This window comes from Afifella sp. JA880 (assembly GCF_025379905.1).
Classification (GTDB): Bacteria; Pseudomonadota; Alphaproteobacteria; order Rhizobiales; family Afifellaceae; genus Afifella; species Afifella aestuarii.
The window spans coordinates 901,367-922,785 of the sequence record NZ_JAOANH010000002.1; the positions used below are offsets into that span (position 1 = coordinate 901,367).

Annotated in this window: 24 protein-coding genes and 1 tRNA gene; 9 read left to right on the forward strand and 16 right to left on the reverse strand. The window is 64.5% G+C overall.

The features are described 5' to 3' along the window. Window positions 1-6: 6 nt before the first annotated feature. Window positions 7-459: a c-type cytochrome gene (locus NYQ83_RS12385; protein ID WP_128291034.1), complete on the reverse strand. Its 453-nt coding sequence runs from the start codon at window positions 457-459 to the stop codon at window positions 7-9. Between the two features lie 255 nt (window positions 460-714). Between NYQ83_RS12385 and NYQ83_RS12390 the strand changes: the two genes are divergently transcribed. The 7 genes from NYQ83_RS12390 (at window position 715) to NYQ83_RS12420 (ending at window position 5,082) form a co-directional block, all read left to right on the forward strand. Next, window positions 715-1,281, forward strand: coding sequence for a cytochrome c oxidase subunit 3 family protein (locus NYQ83_RS12390; RefSeq protein WP_261215007.1), 567 nt, complete (start codon window positions 715-717; stop codon window positions 1,279-1,281). A 5-nt stretch (window positions 1,282-1,286) separates the two neighbouring features. Next, complete coding sequence (locus tag NYQ83_RS12395; protein ID WP_128291032.1) at window positions 1,287-1,550, forward strand: cytochrome C oxidase subunit IV family protein; 264 nt, start codon at window positions 1,287-1,289, stop codon at window positions 1,548-1,550. A 176-nt stretch (window positions 1,551-1,726) separates the two neighbouring features. Then, window positions 1,727-2,848, forward strand: coding sequence for a methionine ABC transporter ATP-binding protein (locus NYQ83_RS12400; protein ID WP_261215010.1), 1,122 nt, complete (start codon window positions 1,727-1,729; stop codon window positions 2,846-2,848). Continuing rightward, window positions 2,838-3,503: a methionine ABC transporter permease gene (locus NYQ83_RS12405; RefSeq protein ID WP_092815597.1), complete on the forward strand. Its 666-nt coding sequence runs from the start codon at window positions 2,838-2,840 to the stop codon at window positions 3,501-3,503. The genes NYQ83_RS12400 and NYQ83_RS12405 overlap by 11 nt, the downstream gene beginning before the upstream one ends. A gap of 41 nt (window positions 3,504-3,544) precedes the next feature. Next, window positions 3,545-4,321 carry a MetQ/NlpA family ABC transporter substrate-binding protein gene (locus NYQ83_RS12410; protein WP_261215200.1) on the forward strand — a complete coding sequence of 259 codons (777 nt, stop codon included), beginning with the start codon at window positions 3,545-3,547 and terminating at the stop codon, window positions 4,319-4,321. Between the two features lie 171 nt (window positions 4,322-4,492). After that, entirely contained in the window at window positions 4,493-4,762 is a 270-nt protein-coding gene (locus tag NYQ83_RS12415; protein ID WP_128291029.1) for a DUF1858 domain-containing protein, read from the forward strand. 5 nt (window positions 4,763-4,767) lie between these two features. Then, window positions 4,768-5,082 carry a DUF6522 family protein gene (locus NYQ83_RS12420; protein ID WP_261215012.1) on the forward strand — a complete coding sequence of 105 codons (315 nt, stop codon included), beginning with the start codon at window positions 4,768-4,770 and terminating at the stop codon, window positions 5,080-5,082. 22 nt (window positions 5,083-5,104) lie between these two features. Here the strand turns inward: NYQ83_RS12420 and NYQ83_RS12425 are convergent, their stop codons facing one another. Together NYQ83_RS12425 and NYQ83_RS12430 are read right to left on the reverse strand one after the other, a co-directional pair. Next, on the reverse strand, window positions 5,105-5,806 hold the full coding sequence (locus tag NYQ83_RS12425) for a Crp/Fnr family transcriptional regulator (RefSeq protein WP_261215013.1): 702 nt from the start codon (window positions 5,804-5,806) through the stop codon (window positions 5,105-5,107). Between the two features lie 150 nt (window positions 5,807-5,956). Beyond that, a tRNA-Leu gene (locus tag NYQ83_RS12430) sits at window positions 5,957-6,043 on the reverse strand. 259 nt (window positions 6,044-6,302) lie between these two features. Here NYQ83_RS12430 and NYQ83_RS12435 point away from each other — a divergent pair. Beyond that, window positions 6,303-6,896, forward strand: coding sequence for a YqaA family protein (locus NYQ83_RS12435; RefSeq protein ID WP_261215015.1), 594 nt, complete (start codon window positions 6,303-6,305; stop codon window positions 6,894-6,896). Further along, on the forward strand, window positions 6,896-7,408 hold the full coding sequence (locus NYQ83_RS12440; protein WP_261215016.1) for a disulfide bond formation protein B: 513 nt from the start codon (window positions 6,896-6,898) through the stop codon (window positions 7,406-7,408). Before NYQ83_RS12435 ends, NYQ83_RS12440 begins: the two co-directional genes overlap by 1 nt. Before the next feature lie 28 nt (window positions 7,409-7,436). On the opposite strand, the gene NYQ83_RS12445 is transcribed toward NYQ83_RS12440, so the two are convergent. From NYQ83_RS12445 to tolB, 13 genes are all read right to left on the reverse strand, one after another. Further along, window positions 7,437-7,994: an HNH endonuclease gene (locus tag NYQ83_RS12445; RefSeq protein WP_128291025.1), complete on the reverse strand. Its 558-nt coding sequence runs from the start codon at window positions 7,992-7,994 to the stop codon at window positions 7,437-7,439. A 155-nt stretch (window positions 7,995-8,149) separates the two neighbouring features. Beyond that, complete coding sequence (locus NYQ83_RS12450) at window positions 8,150-8,812, reverse strand: alpha/beta hydrolase (protein ID WP_261215017.1); 663 nt, start codon at window positions 8,810-8,812, stop codon at window positions 8,150-8,152. Further along, window positions 8,812-9,459 (reverse strand): DNA-3-methyladenine glycosylase family protein, encoded by a 648-nt coding sequence (locus NYQ83_RS12455; protein ID WP_261215018.1) that lies wholly within the window; start codon window positions 9,457-9,459, stop codon window positions 8,812-8,814. The genes NYQ83_RS12450 and NYQ83_RS12455 overlap by 1 nt, the downstream gene beginning before the upstream one ends. After that, window positions 9,456-10,358: a transglycosylase SLT domain-containing protein gene (locus tag NYQ83_RS12460; RefSeq protein ID WP_261215019.1), complete on the reverse strand. Its 903-nt coding sequence runs from the start codon at window positions 10,356-10,358 to the stop codon at window positions 9,456-9,458. Before NYQ83_RS12460 ends, NYQ83_RS12455 begins: the two co-directional genes overlap by 4 nt. A 78-nt stretch (window positions 10,359-10,436) precedes the next feature. Further along, on the reverse strand, window positions 10,437-11,036 hold the full coding sequence (locus NYQ83_RS12465; RefSeq protein ID WP_261215020.1) for a nucleoside deaminase: 600 nt from the start codon (window positions 11,034-11,036) through the stop codon (window positions 10,437-10,439). Next, the gene (gene ispG, locus NYQ83_RS12470) at window positions 11,026-12,306 is read right to left on the reverse strand and encodes a flavodoxin-dependent (E)-4-hydroxy-3-methylbut-2-enyl-diphosphate synthase (protein WP_128291020.1); all 1,281 of its coding nucleotides are present in this window, start codon (window positions 12,304-12,306) and stop codon (window positions 11,026-11,028) included. Before ispG ends, NYQ83_RS12465 begins: the two co-directional genes overlap by 11 nt. Window positions 12,307-12,412: 106 nt before the next feature. After that, complete coding sequence (gene glmM / locus NYQ83_RS12475; RefSeq protein WP_128291019.1) at window positions 12,413-13,753, reverse strand: phosphoglucosamine mutase; 1,341 nt, start codon at window positions 13,751-13,753, stop codon at window positions 12,413-12,415. Window positions 13,754-13,945: 192 nt separating this feature from the next. Then, window positions 13,946-15,862, reverse strand: coding sequence for an ATP-dependent zinc metalloprotease FtsH (gene ftsH, locus NYQ83_RS12480; protein ID WP_128291018.1), 1,917 nt, complete (start codon window positions 15,860-15,862; stop codon window positions 13,946-13,948). A gap of 161 nt (window positions 15,863-16,023) precedes the next feature. Beyond that, window positions 16,024-17,436 (reverse strand): tRNA lysidine(34) synthetase TilS, encoded by a 1,413-nt coding sequence (gene tilS, locus NYQ83_RS12485; protein WP_261215022.1) that lies wholly within the window; start codon window positions 17,434-17,436, stop codon window positions 16,024-16,026. Continuing rightward, entirely contained in the window at window positions 17,387-18,379 is a 993-nt protein-coding gene (gene ybgF / locus NYQ83_RS12490; RefSeq protein WP_261215023.1) for a tol-pal system protein YbgF, read from the reverse strand. The genes tilS and ybgF overlap by 50 nt, the downstream gene beginning before the upstream one ends. 140 nt (window positions 18,380-18,519) lie before the next feature. Then, entirely contained in the window at window positions 18,520-19,023 is a 504-nt protein-coding gene (gene pal / locus NYQ83_RS12495; RefSeq protein WP_128291015.1) for a peptidoglycan-associated lipoprotein Pal, read from the reverse strand. Between the two features lie 225 nt (window positions 19,024-19,248). Then, entirely contained in the window at window positions 19,249-20,034 is a 786-nt protein-coding gene (locus NYQ83_RS12500; RefSeq protein ID WP_261215025.1) for a class I SAM-dependent methyltransferase, read from the reverse strand. Window positions 20,035-20,070: 36 nt separating this feature from the next. Continuing rightward, entirely contained in the window at window positions 20,071-21,417 is a 1,347-nt protein-coding gene (gene tolB / locus NYQ83_RS12505) for a Tol-Pal system beta propeller repeat protein TolB (RefSeq protein WP_261215026.1), read from the reverse strand. Window positions 21,418-21,419: the final 2 nt, after the last annotated feature.

Consider the following 21,419-nt stretch of genomic DNA (forward strand, 5'->3'; position numbering starts at 1 on the left):
GTTCCTTCAGCCGGCGTCGTTCGGCGGCCAGTCCTGCGTGTCGATGCGGCTGGTCCATTCCAGGAAGTCGATGAGATCATTCAGTTCTTTTTCGCTGAGATCGAAGTGCGGCATCTGTCGGCGGCCCTCGATGCCGGTCGGCATGGAGCGGATCCAGGCTTTGAGGCCTTCGCGCGCGATCTCCGGATCGTCGCGTCCGCCGTAGCGCACCCAGACATTGCCGAGCTCGGGCGCGAAATAGGCGCCTTCGCCGAGCAGCGTGTGGCAGTCGATGCAGGCGTTCTTTTCCCACACCCTCTTGCCGTGCGCGACGGAAGGCGTGAGCGTCGCCGTGTCGGTCGATTGGCTCACGATGTGCCAGTGGCTCTCCGCCGTCAGGCCGACGAAGGCGACGAAAAAGAAGATCGACCCGCCATAGAAAATGTTGCGGGCCGCGGATTTGGTGAAGCGCTCGCTCATCGCGCGTGGCTCCGGTGACAGGCAGGCATGGCGTTCCTCTTGCTGCAGGCACTCGTGTCGATGGGCAGACGACTTACGCAGCCACGCCGTGGCGCTCTTTGCAGAAACGCAAACTTTGGAAGCGGCAGGAGCTTCGTGCTCGAAACGGCGCCATATGCGCGGGGCCACGAGCTTGTGTTTGCGCAAAGTCGCGCGCGCTCGCCCCTGCTATCCGCCCTTACGGAACATCAGAGGGCTTCGGCGATGGATGTGGCGATGACGGATGCGGCAGAGGAGATTGCGGAAGGCTGGGGCCCGCTCGACGGCCTGCCCGGCAATCCGATGATGTGGATCCTGATTCTGGGAGAAATGCTGGTTTTCGCCATCCTCCTCGCCGGGTTCAGCATCGCAAGAGCGCTTCACCCGGCGGAGTTCGCGGCCTCGCAGGCGCATCTCCATCCGCTCCTCGCCGGCCTCGCCACGATCACGCTCGTAACGAGCGGTTGGCTTGCGGCTCGTGCGCTTCACTGCGTCCGGCGCGGAGAGAGCGGGCGCCCGCAGCTTGTCGCGGCGATGCTGATCGGCAGCGGCTTCCTGATCCTGAAAGGCATCGAATACGGCCGCGAGTTCGCGGCTGGCATCGGCATCGAAACCGACACCTTCTTCACCCTCTATTTTCTGATCACCGGCTTCCATGCCCTCCACGTGGTGATGGGCATCATCGTGCTCGCCATCGTCGCGTGGCAGAACAGTGCGGAGAACATCGAGACCGGAACCGCGTTCTGGCACATGGTGGATCTCGTCTGGATCCTCATCTTCCCGACCCTTTATCTGCTGCGGTGAGGGAGATGCGGGACATCGATCTGGCATGGCTCGCGCTCGTCGCGCTGACACTGTTGTCGCTCGGCACCAGCAGCACCGCCGGTGCCGTGTCGGCAGCCCTCATCCTCGCCCTTGCCGCGGCCAAGGCGATGGCGATCCTGCGCTGGTTTCTGGAGATCGGAGAGGCCTCCCGAGGCTGGAGGCTCCTGCTCGACTTTTATGTCGTCGCCATCTGCACCACCATCGCCGGCATCTTCGTGATCGCGGGTCAATTTGCCGAGGCGGGATGAAGCCCGCGGGCCGAGGTCTCAAAATTCTCGGCTCTGCGGCAAGTTTTTCGAAAGCCTGGTTCCGCTCGTGAAAAGCCATTCCTTGTGCGCGCGGCCTTTCGCGCACAAAAGGTGCGGGCGCTGCGACCGAGGCCGCTTCCTTAACCGACCGCTGCGCTGCTAAGAGCCGAGACCTTATGCTTCAGCTTTCTCCACATTCAGATAAAAGCGCGCCAGGCGGCTTCTCCGGCGGCCCCCAAAGCGGTTCGGCAGACGAGACTGCGATCGTGCGCTTCGCCTCGGCCGGCAAGCGTTTTGCGGCACCGGACGGTGGCGCCGAATTCGTCGCGCTCGAAGACATCGACCTCACCGTTTCCGAAGGCAGCATCACCGGCATCATCGGGCGCTCCGGCGCCGGCAAATCGACGCTCATCCGCATGGTCAACGGCCTGGAACGGCCGAGCTCCGGGCAGGTCATCGTCGATGGCATCGACGTGGCGGCGATGGACGAGCGCAAGATGCGCACGCTGCGGCGGTCCGTCGGCATGATCTTCCAGCATTTCAACCTGCTGTCGTCGCGAACGGCCTATGCCAACGTGGCGCTGCCTTTGGAAATCGCGGGCGTCTCCAAGGCCGAGATCTCCAAGCGCGTCACACCGCTCCTCGAGCTCGTGGGCATCGCCGACAAGCGCGACCGTTACCCCGCCGAAATGTCGGGCGGGCAGAAACAGCGCGTCGGCATCGCCCGCGCACTTGCGACGAACCCCAAGGTCCTCCTGTCGGACGAAGCGACGAGTGCGCTCGATCCGGAGACGACCCGCTCGGTTCTGGCGCTTCTGAAACAGGTCAATCGCGAGCTCGGTCTCACCGTTCTTCTCATCACCCACGAAATGCAGGTGGTGCGCGAGATCGCCGACCAGGTCGCCGTTCTCGATCGCGGCCGCATCGTGGAAAAAGGCGACACCTATTCGGTCTTCGCCCGGCCGCAGCACCCGGTCACACGCACCTTCCTGGAAGGCGTGACGGGCGTGCGCCTGCCCGCCTTCGTGACCGAAAAGATGACGAGCGAACCGGAGCCGGGCGCCGCCGCGGTCGTCAAAATCGTCTTCACCGGTCCGACCGCAACCGACCCGATCCTCGCTGAAATCGGCAAGACGCTCGCAACCGACGTCAACATTCTGGCGGGCGCTGTCGACGAAATCGCCGGCAAGCCGTACGGCACGCTCGTCGTCTCGCTCGACCAGGCGGCGCTCGCCCCCGCGCAGGCGCTCATTGAAGAGCGCGGCCTGACCTCGGAGGTCCTCGGCTATGTCCGCTAACATGTTCTGGCTGCTCTGGTCGGCGACGCTCGATACGCTCTTCATGGTGGCCGTCTCCGCCCTCATCGGCGTCGCCATCGGCGCACCGCTCGGCATTTTTCTCGCCACCAGCCGCAAGGGCGAGCTCTTCGCCGCGCCCATCCTCAACCGCATCCTCGGCGCCATCGTCAACGCCCTGCGCTCCACGCCCTTCATCATCCTGGTGGTGGCGATCATCCCCTTCACCCGGCTTCTGACGGGAACCTCGATCGGCACCACGGCGGCAATCGTGCCCCTGACGGTAGCGACCTTCCCCTTCGTCGCGCGCCTCATCGAATCCTCGATCCGCGAGGTCGATCCGGGGTTGATCGAGGCGGCGCGCGCCATGGGCGCGAGCCCGCTGCAGATCGTCCTCAAAGTGCTGGTGCCGGAAGCGCGGCCCTCCATCACCCTCGGCCTCACCCTCACCGTCGTCAGTCTCATCGGCTATTCCGCCATGGTCGGCGCCGTCGGTGGCGGCGGCCTCGGCGATCTCGGCATCCGCTACGGCTATCAGCGCTTCATGCCGGAGATGATGCTGGCGGTGGTCGTCGTCCTCATCGTCCTCGTTCAGGCCGTGCAGTCGACGGGCGACAAGCTCGCCCGCCATTTTGACAAGCGCAGCCGCAGCAACTGAGCTTCAAAGACCCTCTCAAAACGGAAAGTATCGTCATGGCTTTGAAAACACTCCTCCTCGCAGGCTCGCTGGCCCTCGGCCTCGCCGTTCCCGCTCTCGCAGAAACCATCACCGTCGGCGTGACGCCCGGCGAGCAGGGCGAGATCATGGAAAAGGTCCAGGAAATCGCCGCCAAAGACGGCCTCGACATCAAGGTCCTGGAATTCTCCGACTACGTCGTCCCGAACCAGGCGCTGGCCGACGGTGAGCTCGACGCCAACGCCTTCCAGCATCAGCCCTATCTCGACGCCCAGATCGCCGATCGCGGCTTCGACATCGTCGCCGTCGCGCCGACGATCAACACGCCGATGGGCGTCTATTCCAACAAGGTCGAAAAGATCGACGACCTTCCGGAAGGTGCCAAGGTCGCCATCCCGAACGATCCGACCAATGGCGGCCGCGCGCTTCTCCTCCTCCAGGATGCCGGCCTCATCACGCTTGATCCGGATGCCGGCCTGAAGGCGACGCCGCTCGACGTCACCGACAACCCGAAGAACATCGACATCATCGAGCTCGACGCAGCGCAGCTGCCGCGCTCCCTGCCCGATGTCGATGCGGCCGCAATCAACACCAATTACGCGCTGGAAGCCGGCCTCGACCCGCGCGCCGATGCCATCGCCAAGGAATCGGCGAAGTCGCCTTACGTGAACGTCATCGCCGTGCGCAGCGAAGACAAGGACGCCGAATGGGTGAAGCGCTTCGTCAAGGCCTATCATGACGACGCGATCCGCGACTTCATCAACGAGCGCTTCAACGGTGCCGTCATCGCCTCCTGGTGAGGCTGAGCCATTTTCTCTGACAATCGCCGACGCGGAGCGTTCTGCACCGCGTCGGCAGTCTCCTGCGACCTCTGCGACGCGAGCCCACGAGCCGCCCTCGAGATTGTCGCCCGACAAAGAAGAGCGGCCGCGACCCGGCATAGGATCCTTTCGGTTCGAGAGGAGACACCAATGCCCGCACCGCCTTTGTCGTGGAACGTCGCCGACATGGCCGTCGACGAATTCCTCACCCGCTACAAAAACGCCATCCCGGTCTTCATGCGCCGCCGGCTCTTGTGCATCGGCTGTCCGTTCGGCCACATGCACTCCGTGCGCGACGCCTGCACCGAGCACGGAATCGAGCCGGAACCGCTTCTGCGCGAGCTTGCAGAGCACATGATCCCGCATGAGCGCCCGGAGTATCAGGCCGAAACGTCCGAGCCGCGAAAGGAGGGGCCTTGAATCCTATGCCCATGAGAAATCCCGCCGAGACCGGCAAGCCGATCACACGCACCGATCACGGCTTCGACATCGATGCCGGCCTCCTCGCCGATGCCTTCGCGCTCGAGGTCGAAGAGGTGCGCACGCTCATGCGCCAGGGCGAGATCAAGAGCCGGCTCGAGCGCGGCCAGGACCGCGACGCCGGCACCTTCCGGCTCGTCTTCTTCCATCACGACCGGCGCGCGACCTTCGTGGTCGACGAGGACGGACATCTCCTTCGCCGGACCTGCTTCACGCTCACCGATCTCATGGCAGCCCAGAGCCCCCGATCGCCTCAATAAGGCAGGCAGGTTTCAATCGCCGTTATTCGGCCCCCTCAGCGATGACAACGAGGGCATGCGGATCGCACACCACGATCTTCTTTCGGCCGCTCGAGACGAGGCCCCTCGCCTCCCAGGCACTCAGGAGCCGGCTCACCGTGTGCAGCGTCGTGCCGGTCATTTCCGCCACGTCCTGACGGGTGATCGGAAAATCGATCAGAACGCCTTCGTCGGTCTTGCGGCCCGCCTGCTTGACGAGGCGCAGAAGGGCATGCGCGACCCGCCGCTCCACCTCTTCGGTGGAGAGTTCGCGGATGCGCGTATGGGCGTCCTGCAGCCTTTGTCCGACCGTCGCCAGCGCATTGACGGCAAGCGCCGGGCAGCGCGCGACGAGCGTGTCCCACTGGCTCATCGGCCAGGCGAGTGTCAGGCTGTCGGCGACCGCCGTCGCCGTGCCGGGATAGTCCGGACGCTGGATCGCCTTGGCGATGCCGTAAATGTCGCCCGGATTGACGTGGCGCACGACGATCTGCTGCCCGTCGGGCGTCGACTGCGTCACCTTGAGGCGCCCATGCAAGAGGGCAAAAAACTCTCCCGCCGGATCGCCCTGGTTGAAGACCGCGGTGTTGATCGGAATCCGCCGCGTCGTGGCCGAAGCGAGGACTGCATCGAGATCCTCGTCTGAAAGCGTTGCAAAGACGCCGAGATCCTTCACCAGCGAGCGGTCGAGATGTGGGGCGGGCATTCTTCCTCCGGCATCGACGTGCGCCGCGACAGACATCACCAGAGCTTATCGCGAGCTTCGTTGCACGGTCAAAAGTCGTGCCGCGCCAGATGGTTCATCCGCATCGGCGCCAGGCGGCGCGACAAAGCTCTGAGGGTCGGAGAGAGAGGGTGGTGCGGGCGGTCGGAATCGAACCGACACTCTGTCACCAGAACTGGATTTTGAGTCCAGCGCGTCTACCAGTTCCGCCACGCCCGCAAGGGTTCCGGCCTGCCCGCAAGGGGCGTCCGGAAATCCGCGCAGATGCTTAGGCGTTGCCGGCCGTCAGCGCAAGATGCTGTGCGCCAGGATTTCCTCAAGACGCGGAAAGAAATCTCATCCGCAGAAGCGACTGAGCTAAAGCCTGGTCAGGCGAAGCGGGCTCGCGCAGCCGGCGCCGCCATCTCAAAAAGTTAGGGCTTGAGCCCGCAGCGACGGAAGGCGATAAGCCCTCATCACTCCCCGACCGGCAAGGCCCATGCTTCGCGCCCTCTATGATTGGACGATGAACCTCGCCGCGAGCCGCCATGCGACGGCCGCGCTTGCCGGCGTCTCTTTTGTCGAGAGTTCGGTGTTTCCAATCCCGCCGGACGCGCTCCTCATCCCAATGATCCTCGCCGACCGGTCGAAGGCCTGGTATTACGCGACCGTCGCCACCATCGCCTCAGTCATCGGCGGCCTCTTCGGCTATCTCATCGGCGCCTTTCTCTATCAGGCCGTCGCCGCCCCCATTCTCGCCTTTTACGGCTATGGCGACGCCTTCGAGGCATTTGCCGCCAAATACAACGAATGGGGTGCCTGGGCCGTCCTGATCGCCGGCGTCACGCCCTTTCCGTACAAAGTGATCACCATCGCCTCGGGCGCCACACATTTGTCGCTCGTCGTCTTCATGGTGGCGAGCGTCATCGCCCGCGGCATCCGCTTCTTCGCGGTCGCCGGCCTCCTTTATGCCTTCGGGCCGCCGATCAGAACCTTCATCGAAAAACGGCTCGGGCTCGTCTTCACCGTCTTCCTGCTGCTCTTGGTGGGAGGCTTCATCCTCATCAAATATATCCTGCCAGGCTCACATTGATGGCTGCAACCGATCGCACCCTGCGCCTTCTGGCCCTCCTCCTCTTTCTGGCGGCGGGCGCCACCATTCTGACCGCACTCGGCTTCGAACATATTGGCGGCTATCAGCCCTGCGCCCTCTGCCTGCGCGAGCGCCTGCCCTATTACATCGCTCTGCCGATCACGCTGGTGACGGTGCTGGCGGTCTGGCGGGGCGCGCCACGTGGCCTCCTCGCGGCCCTCTTCGGCGTTCTCGCAATCATCTGGGCCGTCAGCTTCGGGCTCGGCGTGCATCATGCCGGCGTCGAATATCATTGGTGGAAGGGGCCGGACACCTGCGTGCAGACGGGCGGTCCGGGCGATGCCGCATCGATGTTCAATTCGCTGCAGAGCGGGGTGTCGGGGCCGAGCTGCGACGAGGCGCTGTGGCACCTCTTCGGCCTCTCCTTCGCCGGCTGGAATGCGGTCGCCTCGCTGTTCCTTGTCGCGCTGACGATCTACGCGCTTTACAGGACGCTGGCTAAGCGGCGCTGAGACGGCCTGGAGCCAACGCCGAAGCGGCTTACGGCTCCAGCTCCGTATCCCAGTAGAGATAGTCCATCCAGCTTTCGTGCAGATAGTTCGGCGGGAAGAGCCGGCCGTTGCGATGCAGATCGTAGGTCGTCGGCTCGAACGGCATATGCCGCGGCCAGATCTTGATCTCCTCGCAGCTCTTGTTGCTCTTCTTCAGATTGCACGGCGCACAGGCGGTGATGACGTTGGTCCAGGTGGTCTGGCCGCCTTTCGAGCGCGGGATCACATGGTCGAAGGTGAGATCGTCTTCCGAGCCGCAATAGGCGCATTCAAAACGGTCGCGGAGAAAGACGTTGAAGCGTGTGAAGGCGGGATTTCTGGAGGGCTTGATGTAGGTCTTCAAGGATACGACGGAAGGAAGCTTCATGGAGAAGCTCGGACTTCGGATCTGAAAGTCGTATTCGGAGACGATATTCACTCGGTCGAGAAACACCGCCTTGATGGCGTCCTGCCACGACCAGAGCGACAAAGGATAGTAGCTGAGCGGCCGATAATCGGCGTTCAGAACGAGTGCGGGATGCGCGTTAGGCGAGACGTGTATCGTCATGGCGCTGCGCTAATGCCATCGAAGTCAACGGCCTCCTCTTAGTCGCAGGCATAGTCTATACGCTCTGTGACACGCTTGTGAAGCTCATCTGTCACGTCGGCGAATAAGGATCTTGCAAGCGCCGCAAAGAGGCAGCGCTTGCGTCTAGGCCCTCCTCAGTCCGCGCCGAGCACCCGCTGCAGAAACTGCTGCGCCAGGCTGAGCCCGTCCGGCCCGATGCCGTGGCCGATCCCCTGGCTGATATGCCATTCGACCGGAATCTTGGCTTCCGTCAGCCCCTCATTCGCCATGAAGAGCGCCTGCACCGGGATGAGCTGATCGCTATCTCCATGCACGAGAAGCACCGGCGGCTTCTGCGCCGCAGGCGCCGCGATCGCCGCCTTGTCGGCGAGAAGACCGGAGAAACCCACGATACCGGCTAGCTTTTTCGGCCGCAGCGGCCCGACATGGAGTGCCATCATCGTGCCCTGCGAAAAGCCGACGAGCGCCGTCTTCGTCTCGTCGACACCCACCCGCTGCATCTCCTGATCGAGGAAACGGTCGAGCGAGGGCGCCGCCTCTGCCACACCGAGCTTGTAGACGTCCGGGTTCTGGCGGGTGAGGTCGAACCATTGCCGGCCCATCGGCGCGGCCGCGCACGGCTCCGGCGCATGCGGGGCGACGAAGGCGGTATCCGGCAGCGCCCGCGCCCATTCGCGACCGATCGCGATGAGGTCGTTGCCGTCCGCGCCGAAGCCATGAAGGAAGACGACGAGACTTTTTGCCGCGCCTCCCGAGGCTGGAGCGATTCGCGGTCCGTCGAGGAGGGTTAAAGGCATCAGGAATCTCCGAGAGGTATCACGTCTTTTTTGGCAGTGACGGCGTAATAGCGCCAGAACAGGCGGGCGGCGACGCCGCGCCACGGTGACCAGGCTTCCGCGATCCCCCGCAATTCCTTTTCCGAGGGTCGCTCCGCGAACGCAAAGGCGTGGCGCACCGCATTTTGCAACGCAATGTCGCCGGCTGGAAAGATGTCCCGATGGCCGCAGCAGAAGAGTAGATAGACCTCGGCCGTCCAGCGCCCGACGCCATGAAGTGCCGTCATTTCGGCGATCGCCTCCTCCGCCGGCAGGTCTTCCAGCCCCTCGAAGCGGAAATCGGCGACGCAGCTCTCGGCAAGCCGCCGCAGCGTGCGGATCTTAGGCCGCGACAGACCGCAAGCCTTGAGCTCCTCCTCATCGGCGGCGAGAACGCTCTGCGGCCCGACCTCCTGAAGCTTGTCGGCAAGACGTCGCCAGATGCTGTCGGCCGCCGCCTTGGAAACCTGCTGCGCCACGATGATGGAGGCGAGCCCTTGATAGCCGCCGTGATGACGGCGCAGCGGTACGTCGCCGGCAAGCGCCACCACCGGCACCAGCCGATCGTCGAGGCGGGGGAGTTGGGCGAGGCCTTCGGCGATATCCTCGGGGCTGTCGATGCGGCTCAATTCTTCATCACCACGCAGGCCCCTCCCTTGGCGCGCAGCCGCTCGCAGATCCGGCTCGCCTCCGTTTTGCTGTCGGCACCGAGCCGGACGGCATAGATCGAGGCACGGCCGCGCGCAGGCGTCTTCGCCCGCACCACCATCGGCGGCTTATCGCCGAAGAGCGACGCGTAACGGCCCTTCAGCCTTTGAAACTGCGACAGAGCCGCAGCCTGCGAAAAGCTGCCTGCAACCTGGGCGCCCCACGGCTTCCAGTCGCCGGAGGCAATGGCCATGCGCGGGCTCGTGCGCGCTGCCGGAAGCTTCCGGCACGCTTCCAGAAATGAAAGGTCGGGGTCGAGACTGAGATCGCCGAGCTCGGCATCTCTTTCCTTCCAACGCTCCGCCGGCTCGCCGGTGATGGAGAGAACGAAATTCTGCGTCTCGAAGGGAAGGCCGCTGTCGCCGGCAAGCCAGCGTCTCACGCGGTTGGGTCCGGCATTGTAGGCGGCCGCCGCCAATCCCCAATTACCGAAGAGGCTCCAATTTTCGCGCAGATACGAAGCGGAATGATAAAGCGCCGGGGCGATGTCGAAGGAATCGGCAAGGCCCCGAGCCCGTGCCGTCGCCGGCATGAACTGGGCGATGCCCTCAGCGCCTTTCGGGCTGACGGCACCGGCATCAAACCGGCTTTCCTTGAAGATGAGCCGGGCGAAATAGGCGGCATCGAGCCCGAAGCGCTTGGCCTGCAATTCGATCGACGCGCAGATCGCCTCCGGTTCGGCGACAACCTTTTCGAAAGCGGGCGGCACCTTCGCCGGCGGCCCGATGCCGACGACTGCACCTTCCTCCCACGCGATCGCCCGTGGTGCCGAAAGCCCCATGATCGCGAAAGCCAGAAGTGTTTTGCCGAAACGCCGCATCGCCCCGAAATCTTCAACCGGATCCGGGCGGAGATTTGGGCCGTCGTCTGCCGCGCGCAAGGGCGCCAGACGCATCTCTCACGAAAGCGCGATACCGGAGCCCGACTTTTCCGCCTGATAGGCGCCCGAAAGCCGCTGATACGCGTCTTTGATCCGCGCGACCCGCTCGGCGAAGGCGACCTGCGCATCGTCGGAGGAGGCGTCGATCAGTTCGACGAGCGCCGTCGCGGTCCAGAAGGCGTTGGCGCCACGATAGGCCCCGTCCTTGATCCCGAAGACTTCCTTGAGGATGGCGAGGTCGTGCGGGATCGCAAAGGCGTCGCGCGTCACCTCATAGGGAAAGAGATAGGTGAAATTGTCGAAGCCCGCCCAGGTGATCGCCGAAAGACACAGCGAACAGGGCTCGTGCGTGGCAAGGAACAGACAATCGGCGGTCGCCGGACGTCTCGCATCCGGCAAGCGGTAGAAGGCGTTGAGGGCCGCGACCTCGCCGTGAAAGAGCGGGTTCGTCCGCTCCTGGTTGGAGGCGGCGACGACCAGAGAATAATCGGCCTTCTTCAGGATCGCCGCGCCGAACACTTTGTTGCCGGCGGCGACCCCCGTCTCGGTCAACGGCAGGATATCGGTCTCGATGACCTCGAGAAAACGGTCCGCGAGGCGCTCCGCCTCAGGCCGCATCGTCCTGCCGGGTAGCACCGCCATAGCGGCGCGCGACATAATCTTCGACGAGCGCGGTGAAATCTTCCGCAAGCTTCGGCCCGCGCAAGGTCGTCGCCTTCTCGCCGTCGATGAAGACCGGCGCGGCCGGCTGTTCGCCCGTGCCCGGCAGCGAGATGCCGATATCGGCGTGCTTGGATTCACCCGGCCCGTTGACGACGCAGCCCATCACGGCAACCGACATCGCCTCGACGCCCGGATAGGTCTCTTTCCAGACGGGCATGCGTGCAGCGATATGGTTTTGGATGTCGCGCGCCAGCTCCTGGAAGAGCGACGAGGTCGTGCGCCCGCATCCGGGGCAGGCCGAAACGATCGGCAGGAACTGACGGAAGCCCATGCTCTGCAGGAGCTCCTGGCACGCCTTCACCTCGAGCGAGCGGTCGCCGCCCGGCTCCGGCGTCAGCGAATAACGGATCGTGTCGCCGATACCTTCCTGCAGCAGGATGCCCATGGCAGCCGAAGAGGCGATCAGCCCCTTGGAACTCATGCCGGCTTCCGTCAGGCCGAGATGCAGCGCGTAATCGCAGCGCTGCGCCAGCATGCGGTAGACGGTGATGAGCTGCTGAACGTCGGAGACTTTCGCCGACAGAATGATCTTGTCGCGCGGCATGCCGATCTCTTCGGCACGTGCGGCGGAGAGAAGTGCAGAGCGCACCATCGCCTCGCGCATCACCGCGGTGGCGGAGATCGGATGCGCCTGGCGGCCGTTCTCGTCCATGAGGAGCGTCAGCAGCTCCTGGTCGAGCGACCCCCAATTGACGCCGATCCGCACCGGCTTGTCGTAACGCAGCGCCGTCTCGATGATGGCATCGAACTGGCTCACGCGCTTTTTGCGGAAGCCGACATTGCCCGGATTGATGCGGTATTTGTCGAGCGCCTCGGCGCAGCCCGGATATTCGGCCAGAAGCTTGTGGCCGATATAATGGAAGTCGCCGATCAAAGGCACGTTGACGCCGGCCGCGCGCACCTTGTCGCGAATCTGCGGGACGGCCGCAGCCGCCTCCTCGCGATCGACCGTGACCCGCACCAGCTCGGAGCCGGCCCGGGCCAGCGCCATCACCTGTGCGACGGTCGCATCGATATCGGCCGTATCGGTGTTGGTCATGGATTGGACGGCGATCGGATGATCGCTTCCGACCATCACGCCACCGACGTTGACGGCAACCGACTGGCGCCGCTGAGCGGGGCCTGCGGGCAGCGCGAAATCGCTGAGGCTCGGACGTTCTTGCATGGGCGAACTCGTGGCGAAATCGGTCCTGGAAGTCAACGTCGTTTGCGTCGCGCCGTCCTTGTGTCGCAAGCCATAAGAGAATGGCAGCCTTGCAGGAATTGCGCGCTCAGGCCGCACTCTGCAACACGGAGACGATATCGTCGACCACGGAGTTGACGACATCGCGATCATCGCCCTCGCCCATCACCCGGATCACGGGCTCCGTGCCCGAGGGCCGGATGACGAGACGCCCGGAATTTCCAAGCTTCGTCTGCGCCGCGATGATGAGCTTCTGCACCTGCTCCTGCTCAAGCGGCAGATTGCCCTTGTAGCGGATGTTCTTCTTCACCTGCGGCACGGGATCGAAGCGGTGGCAGACCTCGCTGACCGGCTTCGCCTCCTTGCAGACGACGGCAAGCACCTGCAGCGCAGCCACGAGGCCGTCGCCCGTCGTCGTATAATCCGACAGGATGATGTGCCCGGATTGCTCGCCGCCGACATTGAAGCCGTGCTGGCGCATATATTCGGAGACATAGCGGTCGCCGACGGGCGTGCGCGCCAGCGACAGGCCGAGGCCGCCGAGAAAGCGTTCAAGACCGAGATTGGACATGATGGTGGCGACGATGCCGTTTCCGGCGAGCCGCCCTTTGGCCTGCCAGTAAGAAGCCACGACGGCCATCAGCTGATCGCCGTCGACCTCATTGCCCTTTTCGTCGACGATGACGACCCGGTCCGCGTCGCCGTCGAGCGCGATGCCGAGATCGGCGCGCACCTCATGCACTTTGCGCGCGAGCGCCGCCGGCGAGGTGGAGCCGACATCGCGGTTGATGTTGAAGCCGTCCGGCTCGATGCCGATCGGGATCACTTCCGCACCGAGCTCCCATAAAACGTTCGGAGCGGATTTGTAGGCGGCCCCATTGGCGCAGTCGATAACGACCCGCAGCCCATCGAAGTCGAGGTGGCGCGGCAGGGTGCGCTTGGCAAACTCGATGTAGCGGTCGACGACCCCGTCGACACGCTTGGCGCGGCCGAGTTCGCGCGGACCCGCAAGCCGGCGCGACAGATCCGATTCCACGAGTTCCTCGATCGCCGTCTCGACCTCGTCGGACAGCTTGAAGCCTTCCGGGCCGAAAATCTTGATGCCGTTGTCGTCGAAAGGATTGTGGGAGGCGGAAATCATGACGCCGTAATCGGCGCGCATGGAGCGCGTCAGCATGGCAACGGCAGGCGTCGGGATCGGTCCGAGCAGAAACACGTCGACCCCGACGGACGTAAAGCCCGCGACCAGCGCGTTCTCCAGCATGTAGCCGGACAGCCGCGTATCCTTGCCGATGACGACGCGCTGGCGATGGCCGTTGCGGTAATAGAGGCCGATCGCCTGTGCCACCTTCATGGCGATCTCCGGCGTCATCGGGAAGGCGTTCGCCGTGCCGCGGATACCGTCGGTTCCGAAATAGCTTCGTGTCATTCTTGCCTGCGCCCTCTCCTGCGCTGCGCGGTTGCTCGCGCTCCGGCTCGTTCGGTCTGCACCGTCGAAAACGAAACGGTGCCGCATTTTTCTCAAGGAACAATAAAGGCCCGGAGCGATCTCCGGGCCTCACTTTGTGTATACGAATATATCAGCGCGCCCGTTGCGAAGCTGCAACAGGACTTGGACATATCACGTGGGTTGTGGCTCCAACCCGCCATCGTTGCCCGGACGCGGCCGCGACCCCGTTGTCGGAACGGCCGAGCCCTTGGCCGGCGGAAGATCGTCGCTCGGATCCTCGCGCACCGGACGCTTGCCATTGAGGAGGGCGCGGATTTCTTCGCCCGAAAGGGTTTCGAACTCCAACAGACCCTGTGCCAGCGTCTCCAGCTGATCGTGATGCGTGGTCAGGATCTCACGCGCCTTGTCGTAACCTTCGTCGACGAGACGGCGGACCTCGCGGTCGATCTTCTGCGACGTCTGCTCGGAGATGTTCTGCTGCCGCGCCACGGAATGGCCGAGGAAGACCTCTTCCTGGTTGTCACCATAGGCGACGCGTCCGAGCTCTTCGGAGAAGCCCCAGCGCGTCACCATCGCTCGCGCAAGCTTCGTCGCCTGCTCGATATCGGAGGCCGCACCGGAAGTGACCCGGTCATGGCCGAAGGTGATCTCCTCCGCCACGCGGCCGCCCATCATGATGGCGAGCCTCGAGGTCATCTGCTGGTAGGTCATGGAGAGCTGGTCGCGCTCCGGCAACTGCATGACCATACCGAGCGCACGTCCGCGCGGGATGATCGTCGCCTTATGCACGGGATCGGTCGACGGCACGTTGAGCGCAACGATGGCGTGGCCGCCTTCGTGATACGCCGTCAGCCGCTTCTCGTCCTCGGTCATGACGAGCGTGCGCCGTTCGGCACCCATCATCACCTTGTCCTTGGCGTCTTCGAATTCGAGCATCGTCACGAGCCGCTTGCCGCGTCGTGCCGCAAGCAGCGCCGCCTCGTTCACGAGGTTCATGAGATCCGCGCCGGAGAAGCCCGGCGTCCCGCGCGCCACCGTCTTGAGATTGACGTCGGGCGCGAGCGGCACCTTGCGCGCATGCACCTTCAGGATCTTCTCGCGGCCGACGACGTCCGGATTTGGCACCACGACCTGGCGGTCGAAGCGGCCCGGCCGCAGAAGCGCGGGGTCGAGGACGTCCGGACGGTTGGTGGCGGCGATCAGGATGATGCCTTCGTTCGCCTCGAAGCCGTCCATCTCGACGAGCAGCTGGTTGAGCGTCTGCTCGCGCTCGTCGTTACCGCCGCCAAGGCCTGCGCCACGATGCCGTCCGACGGCGTCGATTTCGTCGATGAAGATGATGCACGGCGCATTCTTTTTCGCCTGCTCGAACATATCGCGCACACGGCTTGCGCCGACGCCCACGAACATCTCGACGAAGTCGGAACCGGAAATGGTGAAGAAGGGCACGCCCGCCTCACCCGCCACGGCGCGGGCGATCAGCGTCTTACCGGTGCCCGGAGGGCCGACGAGGAGCACGCCGCGGGGAATACGGCCGCCAAGCCGCTGGAATTTCTGCGGATCGCGCAGAAATTCCACGATCTCTTCAAGGTCTTCCTTGGCTTCGTCGACACCGGCCACGTCCTCGAAGGTCACGCGTCCATGCGCTTCGGTCAGAAGCTTTGCCTTGGACTTGCCGAAGCCCATGGCTCTGCCGCCGGCGCCCTGCATCTGCCGCATGAAGAAAATCCACACCGCGATGAGGAGCAGCATCGGGAACCAGGAAATCAACACCGAGAAGAACGACATCTCGCTCTCGTCGGGCTCGGCCTTGATGGTGACGCCCTTGTCTTCAAGCAGCGTCACATATTCTGAGTTGTCCGGCGCGTAAGTCGTAAAGCGCTTGCCGTCGCTGTAGGTGCCAGTAATCTGCTGGCCGCTGATCGTGACGTTCTTGATGTTGCCGTCGATCGCTTCGCTGCGGAACTGCGAATAAGTGATTTCCTGCGTCGTACCCTGGCGGGACGGGCTCTGAAACAAGTTAAAGAGCGCCACCAAGAGGAGCAGGATCACGATCCACAGCGCGAAATTCCGGAAATTCTGGTTCATTCTGGCTTTCCCCGATGGCGCTTTCGGCGCCGGATCCGTGAGGGCGTCCTGTCAAACATCCCCTAGATAGGTTGCGAGGGGGTTGATGTGAAGGCACAGAAATGGAGTGCGGCCCGCAAACGGCAGCTTCCGGCAAGCCGGTAAGCCCGTCACGCGCTCAACTAATTGATATTGTGCATCTCGGCCGGTCTTGGCGGCAAGCGGTTTTCCACCATCAACCGATCGTAGAGACCCCCGATATGGGGATCGCAAAGCCGGTCGTCGACAATTTGTCGAATGCCGAGATCCGTGCGGCATCCGGCATCCCCTTTGGCCCCGAGGAGAGGCGGAACGGCGATGCAGGTGTCCCCGGCAAACAGCGCCGGCATTGTGCGCTCGAACGCATTGCCGCGTCCGCACCGCCCGAAGCCACGAACACGTGCGTCTTCGCCGGCGAGCGCGTGCGGCGCGACGATATAACGCCCGTCGAAGACCACATCGCGCCCCGCTGCGAGATCGCAATCTCCCGGCCCCTGCCGGCCCCATTCGCGGCTGACGACGAGACGATCCTCGCTGAGATCGAGCCGGGCTCCGTGCAGTGTCGCAACGAGGGAGCCTCCGCCCCCCACCATCGCACTCAGCCTTTCATCGAGCGAAACGAGCGCCTCGCGCAAAGGCGTCGCCACGCGACCGGATGCGGCCATCAAAAGCCGGCGCAGAAGCGCGAGCCAGGCTTCGAATTCCATCTCCCGGCGCACCGAAACCGGTCGCAAAATCGTGATCGCTCCGGCCTCGCTCACCGTGGCGCTTTCGGCAGCCTGAAGCGCCGCGCGCTCAAACATTTGATGGATGTGCCCTTCGCGCGCGGCGAAGACGGCGAGCCGTTCGGCCGTCAGCCCGATGGCAGAAAGCTCCGGCGCGGCAAGGCGCACACGCGCCCGCTCCTGCGCGGGATCAGAATTCGTCGGATCATCGCAAAACGGAAGCTTGCGAGCCTCTGCGCTCAGGCGCAGCCGGGCTTTCGAGAATTGTAGGAGCGGCCGCGCGATCGTCGGCCATCCCTCCCGTCTTAACGCGGCTTCGATCCCCTTGAGCGCACGCGGCTCGGCGGTGCGTGCCATGCGCATCAGCACCGTCTCGGCCTGATCGTCCGCATGGTGGGCGGTCAGGACGGCGCGGCAGCCTGCCCGCGTCGCCACTTCGATGGCCGCCGCATAGCGCGCCAGCCGGGCGGCCGCGGCGATGCCGCTTTGCGGCCGCTCCGCCTCTTCCCAGCGACGCACATGGTGGCGGAGGTGAAGCCGCGTGCAGACTTCTCCCACCATCCATGCCTCGGTGGCACTCTCCGCCCGCAGGCCGTGATCGAAGGTAAAAACCTGCGGCGCCGGGGCGCCGCGATGCGCTGCAATCTCTGCCGCAAGCGCCAGCAGCGCCAGGGAATCCGGCCCGCCGGAGACCGCGATCAGCGCTCCCCGGTCGAGCCATTCGCGAAGGAGCGGTTCCGCCTCCGCCGCATCGATCGCCCCCTCAGCCGCCGGGGCGCCCTCAGCAGCCGGCGCGTTTCGCTTCTGCGGCGACGCGGTTGGTGAGCGCACCGGACGCGTCCGGGTATTTGCGGCCGACTTCGTCGAAGGTGGCACAGGCAGCATCCTTTTCGCCCAGCGCGGCAAGAGCGATGCCGAGCTTCATCAGAGCGTCCGGGGCCTTACGGCTCTTCGGAGCGGTTTTGTAAAGCTCCAGAAACGTATTCGCCGCCGCCCTGTCCTTGTTCTGCTGCAGCTGGCTCTCGCCCAGCCAGAAGCGCGCATCGTTCGCCTGCGCCTCGTTGGGGAAACGTTCCAGCCAGGCCGCGAAACTCCGCTCCGCCTCGGAATAATCGCCGGTCAGGATATAGCCATAGGCGAAATCGTAATCCTGCCTGGGATCGCCGGAGAGGGAGGCGAGCGCCGGCCCTTGAGGCTGTTCGCCACCGTTGCCCATATCATCGACGGGACCGACGGCCGGGGCAGGCCCCTCCGGACCACCGCCCGCAAGCGTCGAGAGATCGATCGGCGCACCGGCATCGAAGCCGCCCTCGCCGTCCTGCGCGATGCGCGGATCATCCGGAGAGATGCCCACCGTGCCGAGATCCTGCGGCGGCGCGCCTGCCACGCTGCTGGAATTGTTGGAAGGATTGACGCTGCCGCCCGTCGCGCCGCCATAGGTCGCGCCACCATAGGTGTTGGAGCCGGCCCCGAATTGCTGGCCACCATCGGGCTGGGCGTTCGGCTGGGCGCCCGGCTGTCCGCCGTTCCAGCCAAAGCTCTGGTCCATCGGGGCATCTTCCCCGCTTTGCGGCGGGCCGGCGATACCGGCCTGACGGCGGGTGACCTGCAGTTCGTGCTGAAGTTGCTCCACCTCACCGGTCAGCTGGCGCACCCGCTCTTCCAGCTGCTGGATGTAGAGCCGCATCTGGCCGATCTCCTGCGGGCTCTGCGCCTGGGCAAGACCCGGGAAAAGGAGAAGGCCGGCAAATACAAAAAGAATACGTCCGCTCATGACAAGGTCGCTAGCATGACTGAGTGAGGCTCCACCACCTCCAGATCAATTCGGCCAAACTTCGACACGTGTGACAGGAACGCAAAAAAGGCGGCCGAAGCCGCCTTTTCTTTACTTCTGTGGCAGGACTGCGACGGCGATCAGCTGCCGGCGCCGCCCACGACCGTAACCGCGCGGCGGTTCTGGTTCCAGCACGAGGCCGCGTCGCAGACCGCGACCGGGCGCTCCTTGCCGTAGGAAATCGTGCGCATGCGGCCGGGATTGATGCCGCGCGAAGCGAGATAATCGCGGGTTGCGGCCGCGCGCCGGGCGCCGAGGGCAAGGTTGTACTCGCGCGTGCCGCGCTCGTCGGCATGGCCTTCGACGGTGATGGTGTAATTCGGATACTGGTTCAGCCACGCCGCCTGGCGGTCGAGCGTCGCCCGTGCTTCCGGCGTCAGAGACGAGGAATCGACGATGAAGAAGACGCGGTCGCCGACATTGACCTGGAAGTCCTGCGGGCTGCCGGGCGTGGCCGCACCTGCGCCTCCTCCGGAACCGGCCAGATCCAACGCCTTTTGCTGGTTGGCGCAACCGCCAGCCGTCAGAAGAAGGGCTGCGCCGAAGGCAGCAGCTAGAATACGGATGTTCAGGCGAAAGCTCATCGCCGCAAGCTCCTGGTGGAATCGAAGGGCTTTGATAACCCTGACAGGGTTAAGGCCTCATGAACGATTAGGGTTAAGAAGGCGTGAACGCAGACAGATGGGCGACGCAAAACAAAATGTCCGAAAGAGAGCGGTGGCCACCGAATGCGGCGGAAGCTTGGCGCTCGCGCACCTTTTTGGCCACAAAGCGCGGCCTCGGCGCCTCAATTGCCGATGAGCGAGGCCTTATCCCGCGACGACGATGATCTCCGGGCTTTTTGGGCCGAACTCGCTGCGGTCAAAGGAGCCGTAGAGATTGACCTCCGAAAACCCGGCCTCGGCCAGTTTCTCCTTGAGAAGATCGCACGATGTGAACCGCACTTGATCTTCCAGGATGACTTCTTCCTCGCCGGGAAAGCGCAGATGCGTGCGGTAGGCGATGATGTCGTCTTCCGCTGACACCAGGGACAGATAGGTCTCCACGCTCGCGCTCCCGATCGGGCGTATGAGGCGACGGCTTCGCCCGGGCGTCCATTGCCGCCAGCCCTCGACGATCGGATTGCGGCTTTCGAAAGCGAACCGGCCGCCCGGTGAAAGCTGCTCCCGCACCGCCTGGAAGGTGGCCTCGATGACCTCGTCGCTCAACAGGCACTGGAAGCTGTGTCCGGTCATCAGGACGAGATCGAACGGCGCCGCCGCGTGACGGGTGGTGGCATCGCCCTCCACCCAATCGACGCGCTCCGCCCCGGCCCCGCGGCGTGCAACCGCCAGCATCGCCGGCGCCGGATCGGCCGCCGTCACCTTGTGCCCGCGTCGGGCAAGCGCACGCGCCAGGGCGCCGGTGCCGCAGCCGATGTCGAGGATCGCAAGCGGCTCGCGTCCGCCGCTCTGTTCTTCACCCTGCGCTTCAGGCACCCCCTCGGGCTGCCTTTTGAGCTGTCCGGCAAGTTGAATGTAGAAGCGCGTGTCCTCGCCCGGCGGATTGAGCAGGTCGTAAAGACCCGCCAGGCGTTCATCGCAATATGAGCTCATGGAATTTGCCTGCCCTCCGGCACCGGGCCGCCAGCATCAATCGAGGAGCGGGCTCCACGCCGGATCGGAGGCATAATTCGGCGTCGGCACGACCCGCTCGTTATAGCCGGTGATGTCGACGGAAAGGAGCTGCGGGCCGCCGCCGCCGGACTGGTCGCGGAAGAACATCAACACGCGGCCGTTGGGCGCCCAGGTCGGACCCTCGTTGTGGAAACCTTCCGTGATGACGCGCTCGCCCGACCCGTCCGGCGCCATCACGCCGATGCCGAAGCGGCCGCCTTCCTGCTTGGTGAAGGCGATGAGATCGCCGCGCGGCGACCAGACGGGCGTCGCATAGCGTCCCTGCCCGAAGGAAATCCGCTGCGCCGGGCCGCCATTCGCACCCATCACGTAGAGCTGCTGCGTGCCGCCCCGGTCGGATTCGAAGACGATGCGCTGACCGTCCGGCGAAAACGACGGCGCCGTATCGATCGACGGCGAATCGGTCAGCCGCGTCATCTGCCGGTTCCTGAGATCGAGCAGATAGATGTTGGAATTGCCTCCCTGGGCGAGCGACAGAACCACCTTCTGACCGTCCGGAGAAAACCGCGGCGAGAAGGTCATGTTGGAGAAATTGCCGATCTTCTCCCGCTGCCCGTTCTCCGTGTTGAGGAGAAACACCTGCCACTGATCGCCCGAAAGAGCCGCATAGGTGATTTCCTGGCGCGTGGGCGAGAAGCGAGGCGTCAGCACGAGATCGCTGCCGTCGGTCAGATAGCGCACATTGGCGCCGTCCTGGTCCATGAGCGCCAGCCGCTTGATGCGCCGTTCCTTGGAGCCGGATTCGTCGACGAAGACGATGCGGGTGTCGAAATAGCCCTTCTCACCGGTCAGGCGCTCATAAATCGCATCGGCGATGATATGCGCCACCCTTCGCCAATTGTCGGGGCTCGCCACAAATTGCTGGCCCGTCAGCTGCCGGCCGGCAAAAATATCCCAGAGGCGGAATTCCGCCTGCACCCGCCCGTCGGGGGTCGCCGCAACCCGCCCGGAGACGAGCGCCTGGGCGTTGAGCGGACGCCAATTGGCGAAATCGGGCGTCACGTCCGGCGGGATCGTCGGCTGGATGAAGGCAGCCGGATCGACCGGGGCGAAGAGGCCCGAATTCTTCAGATCGGCCGTGATGACGTCGGAGATCTGCTGGCTGAGCTGGTCGGGCTGGCCACCTGTCCCGACGAAGGCCGGGATGGCGATCGGCATCGGCTGGATCGTGCCGCGCGTGATGTCGACGCGCAGCTGCGCCGATGCGCTGCCGATCAGAGCGCCAACCAGCGCGAACTGGGCAAGCGCTGCGGCGATGGCGAAGGGGAAAGCCCGACTTCTCAAGCGGTCGGTAAAGGACATGG

Bases quoted from the DNA above. Each gene is read 5' to 3' on its own strand.
- ybgF (WP_261215023.1), bottom strand. From the start codon at position 18,379: ATGAGCGGACGTATTCTTTTTGTATTTGCCGGCCTTCTCCTTTTCCCG.
- NYQ83_RS12450 (WP_261215017.1), bottom strand. From the start codon at position 8,812: ATGCCTTTAACCCTCCTCGACGGACCGCGAATCGCTCCAGCCTCGGGA.
- NYQ83_RS12425 (WP_261215013.1), bottom strand. From the start codon at position 5,806: ATGCCCGCCCCACATCTCGACCGCTCGCTGGTGAAGGATCTCGGCGTC.
- NYQ83_RS12440 (WP_261215016.1), top strand. From the start codon at position 6,896: ATGGCTGCAACCGATCGCACCCTGCGCCTTCTGGCCCTCCTCCTCTTT.
- NYQ83_RS12390 (WP_261215007.1), top strand. From the start codon at position 715: ATGACGGATGCGGCAGAGGAGATTGCGGAAGGCTGGGGCCCGCTCGAC.
- NYQ83_RS12465 (WP_261215020.1), bottom strand. From the start codon at position 11,036: ATGCGGCCTGAGGCGGAGCGCCTCGCGGACCGTTTTCTCGAGGTCATC.
- NYQ83_RS12460 (WP_261215019.1), bottom strand. From the start codon at position 10,358: ATGCGGCGTTTCGGCAAAACACTTCTGGCTTTCGCGATCATGGGGCTT.
- glmM (WP_128291019.1), bottom strand. From the start codon at position 13,753: ATGACACGAAGCTATTTCGGAACCGACGGTATCCGCGGCACGGCGAAC.
- NYQ83_RS12445 (WP_128291025.1), bottom strand. From the start codon at position 7,994: ATGACGATACACGTCTCGCCTAACGCGCATCCCGCACTCGTTCTGAAC.
- NYQ83_RS12420 (WP_261215012.1), top strand. From the start codon at position 4,768: ATGCCCATGAGAAATCCCGCCGAGACCGGCAAGCCGATCACACGCACC.
- NYQ83_RS12395 (WP_128291032.1), top strand. From the start codon at position 1,287: ATGCGGGACATCGATCTGGCATGGCTCGCGCTCGTCGCGCTGACACTG.
- NYQ83_RS12435 (WP_261215015.1), top strand. From the start codon at position 6,303: ATGCTTCGCGCCCTCTATGATTGGACGATGAACCTCGCCGCGAGCCGC.
- NYQ83_RS12415 (WP_128291029.1), top strand. From the start codon at position 4,493: ATGCCCGCACCGCCTTTGTCGTGGAACGTCGCCGACATGGCCGTCGAC.
- tolB (WP_261215026.1), bottom strand. From the start codon at position 21,417: ATGTCCTTTACCGACCGCTTGAGAAGTCGGGCTTTCCCCTTCGCCATC.
- pal (WP_128291015.1), bottom strand. From the start codon at position 19,023: ATGAGCTTTCGCCTGAACATCCGTATTCTAGCTGCTGCCTTCGGCGCA.
- NYQ83_RS12500 (WP_261215025.1), bottom strand. From the start codon at position 20,034: ATGAGCTCATATTGCGATGAACGCCTGGCGGGTCTTTACGACCTGCTC.
- NYQ83_RS12400 (WP_261215010.1), top strand. From the start codon at position 1,727: ATGCTTCAGCTTTCTCCACATTCAGATAAAAGCGCGCCAGGCGGCTTC.
- NYQ83_RS12385 (WP_128291034.1), bottom strand. From the start codon at position 459: ATGAGCGAGCGCTTCACCAAATCCGCGGCCCGCAACATTTTCTATGGC.
- NYQ83_RS12405 (WP_092815597.1), top strand. From the start codon at position 2,838: ATGTCCGCTAACATGTTCTGGCTGCTCTGGTCGGCGACGCTCGATACG.
- ispG (WP_128291020.1), bottom strand. From the start codon at position 12,306: ATGCAAGAACGTCCGAGCCTCAGCGATTTCGCGCTGCCCGCAGGCCCC.
- ftsH (WP_128291018.1), bottom strand. From the start codon at position 15,862: ATGAACCAGAATTTCCGGAATTTCGCGCTGTGGATCGTGATCCTGCTC.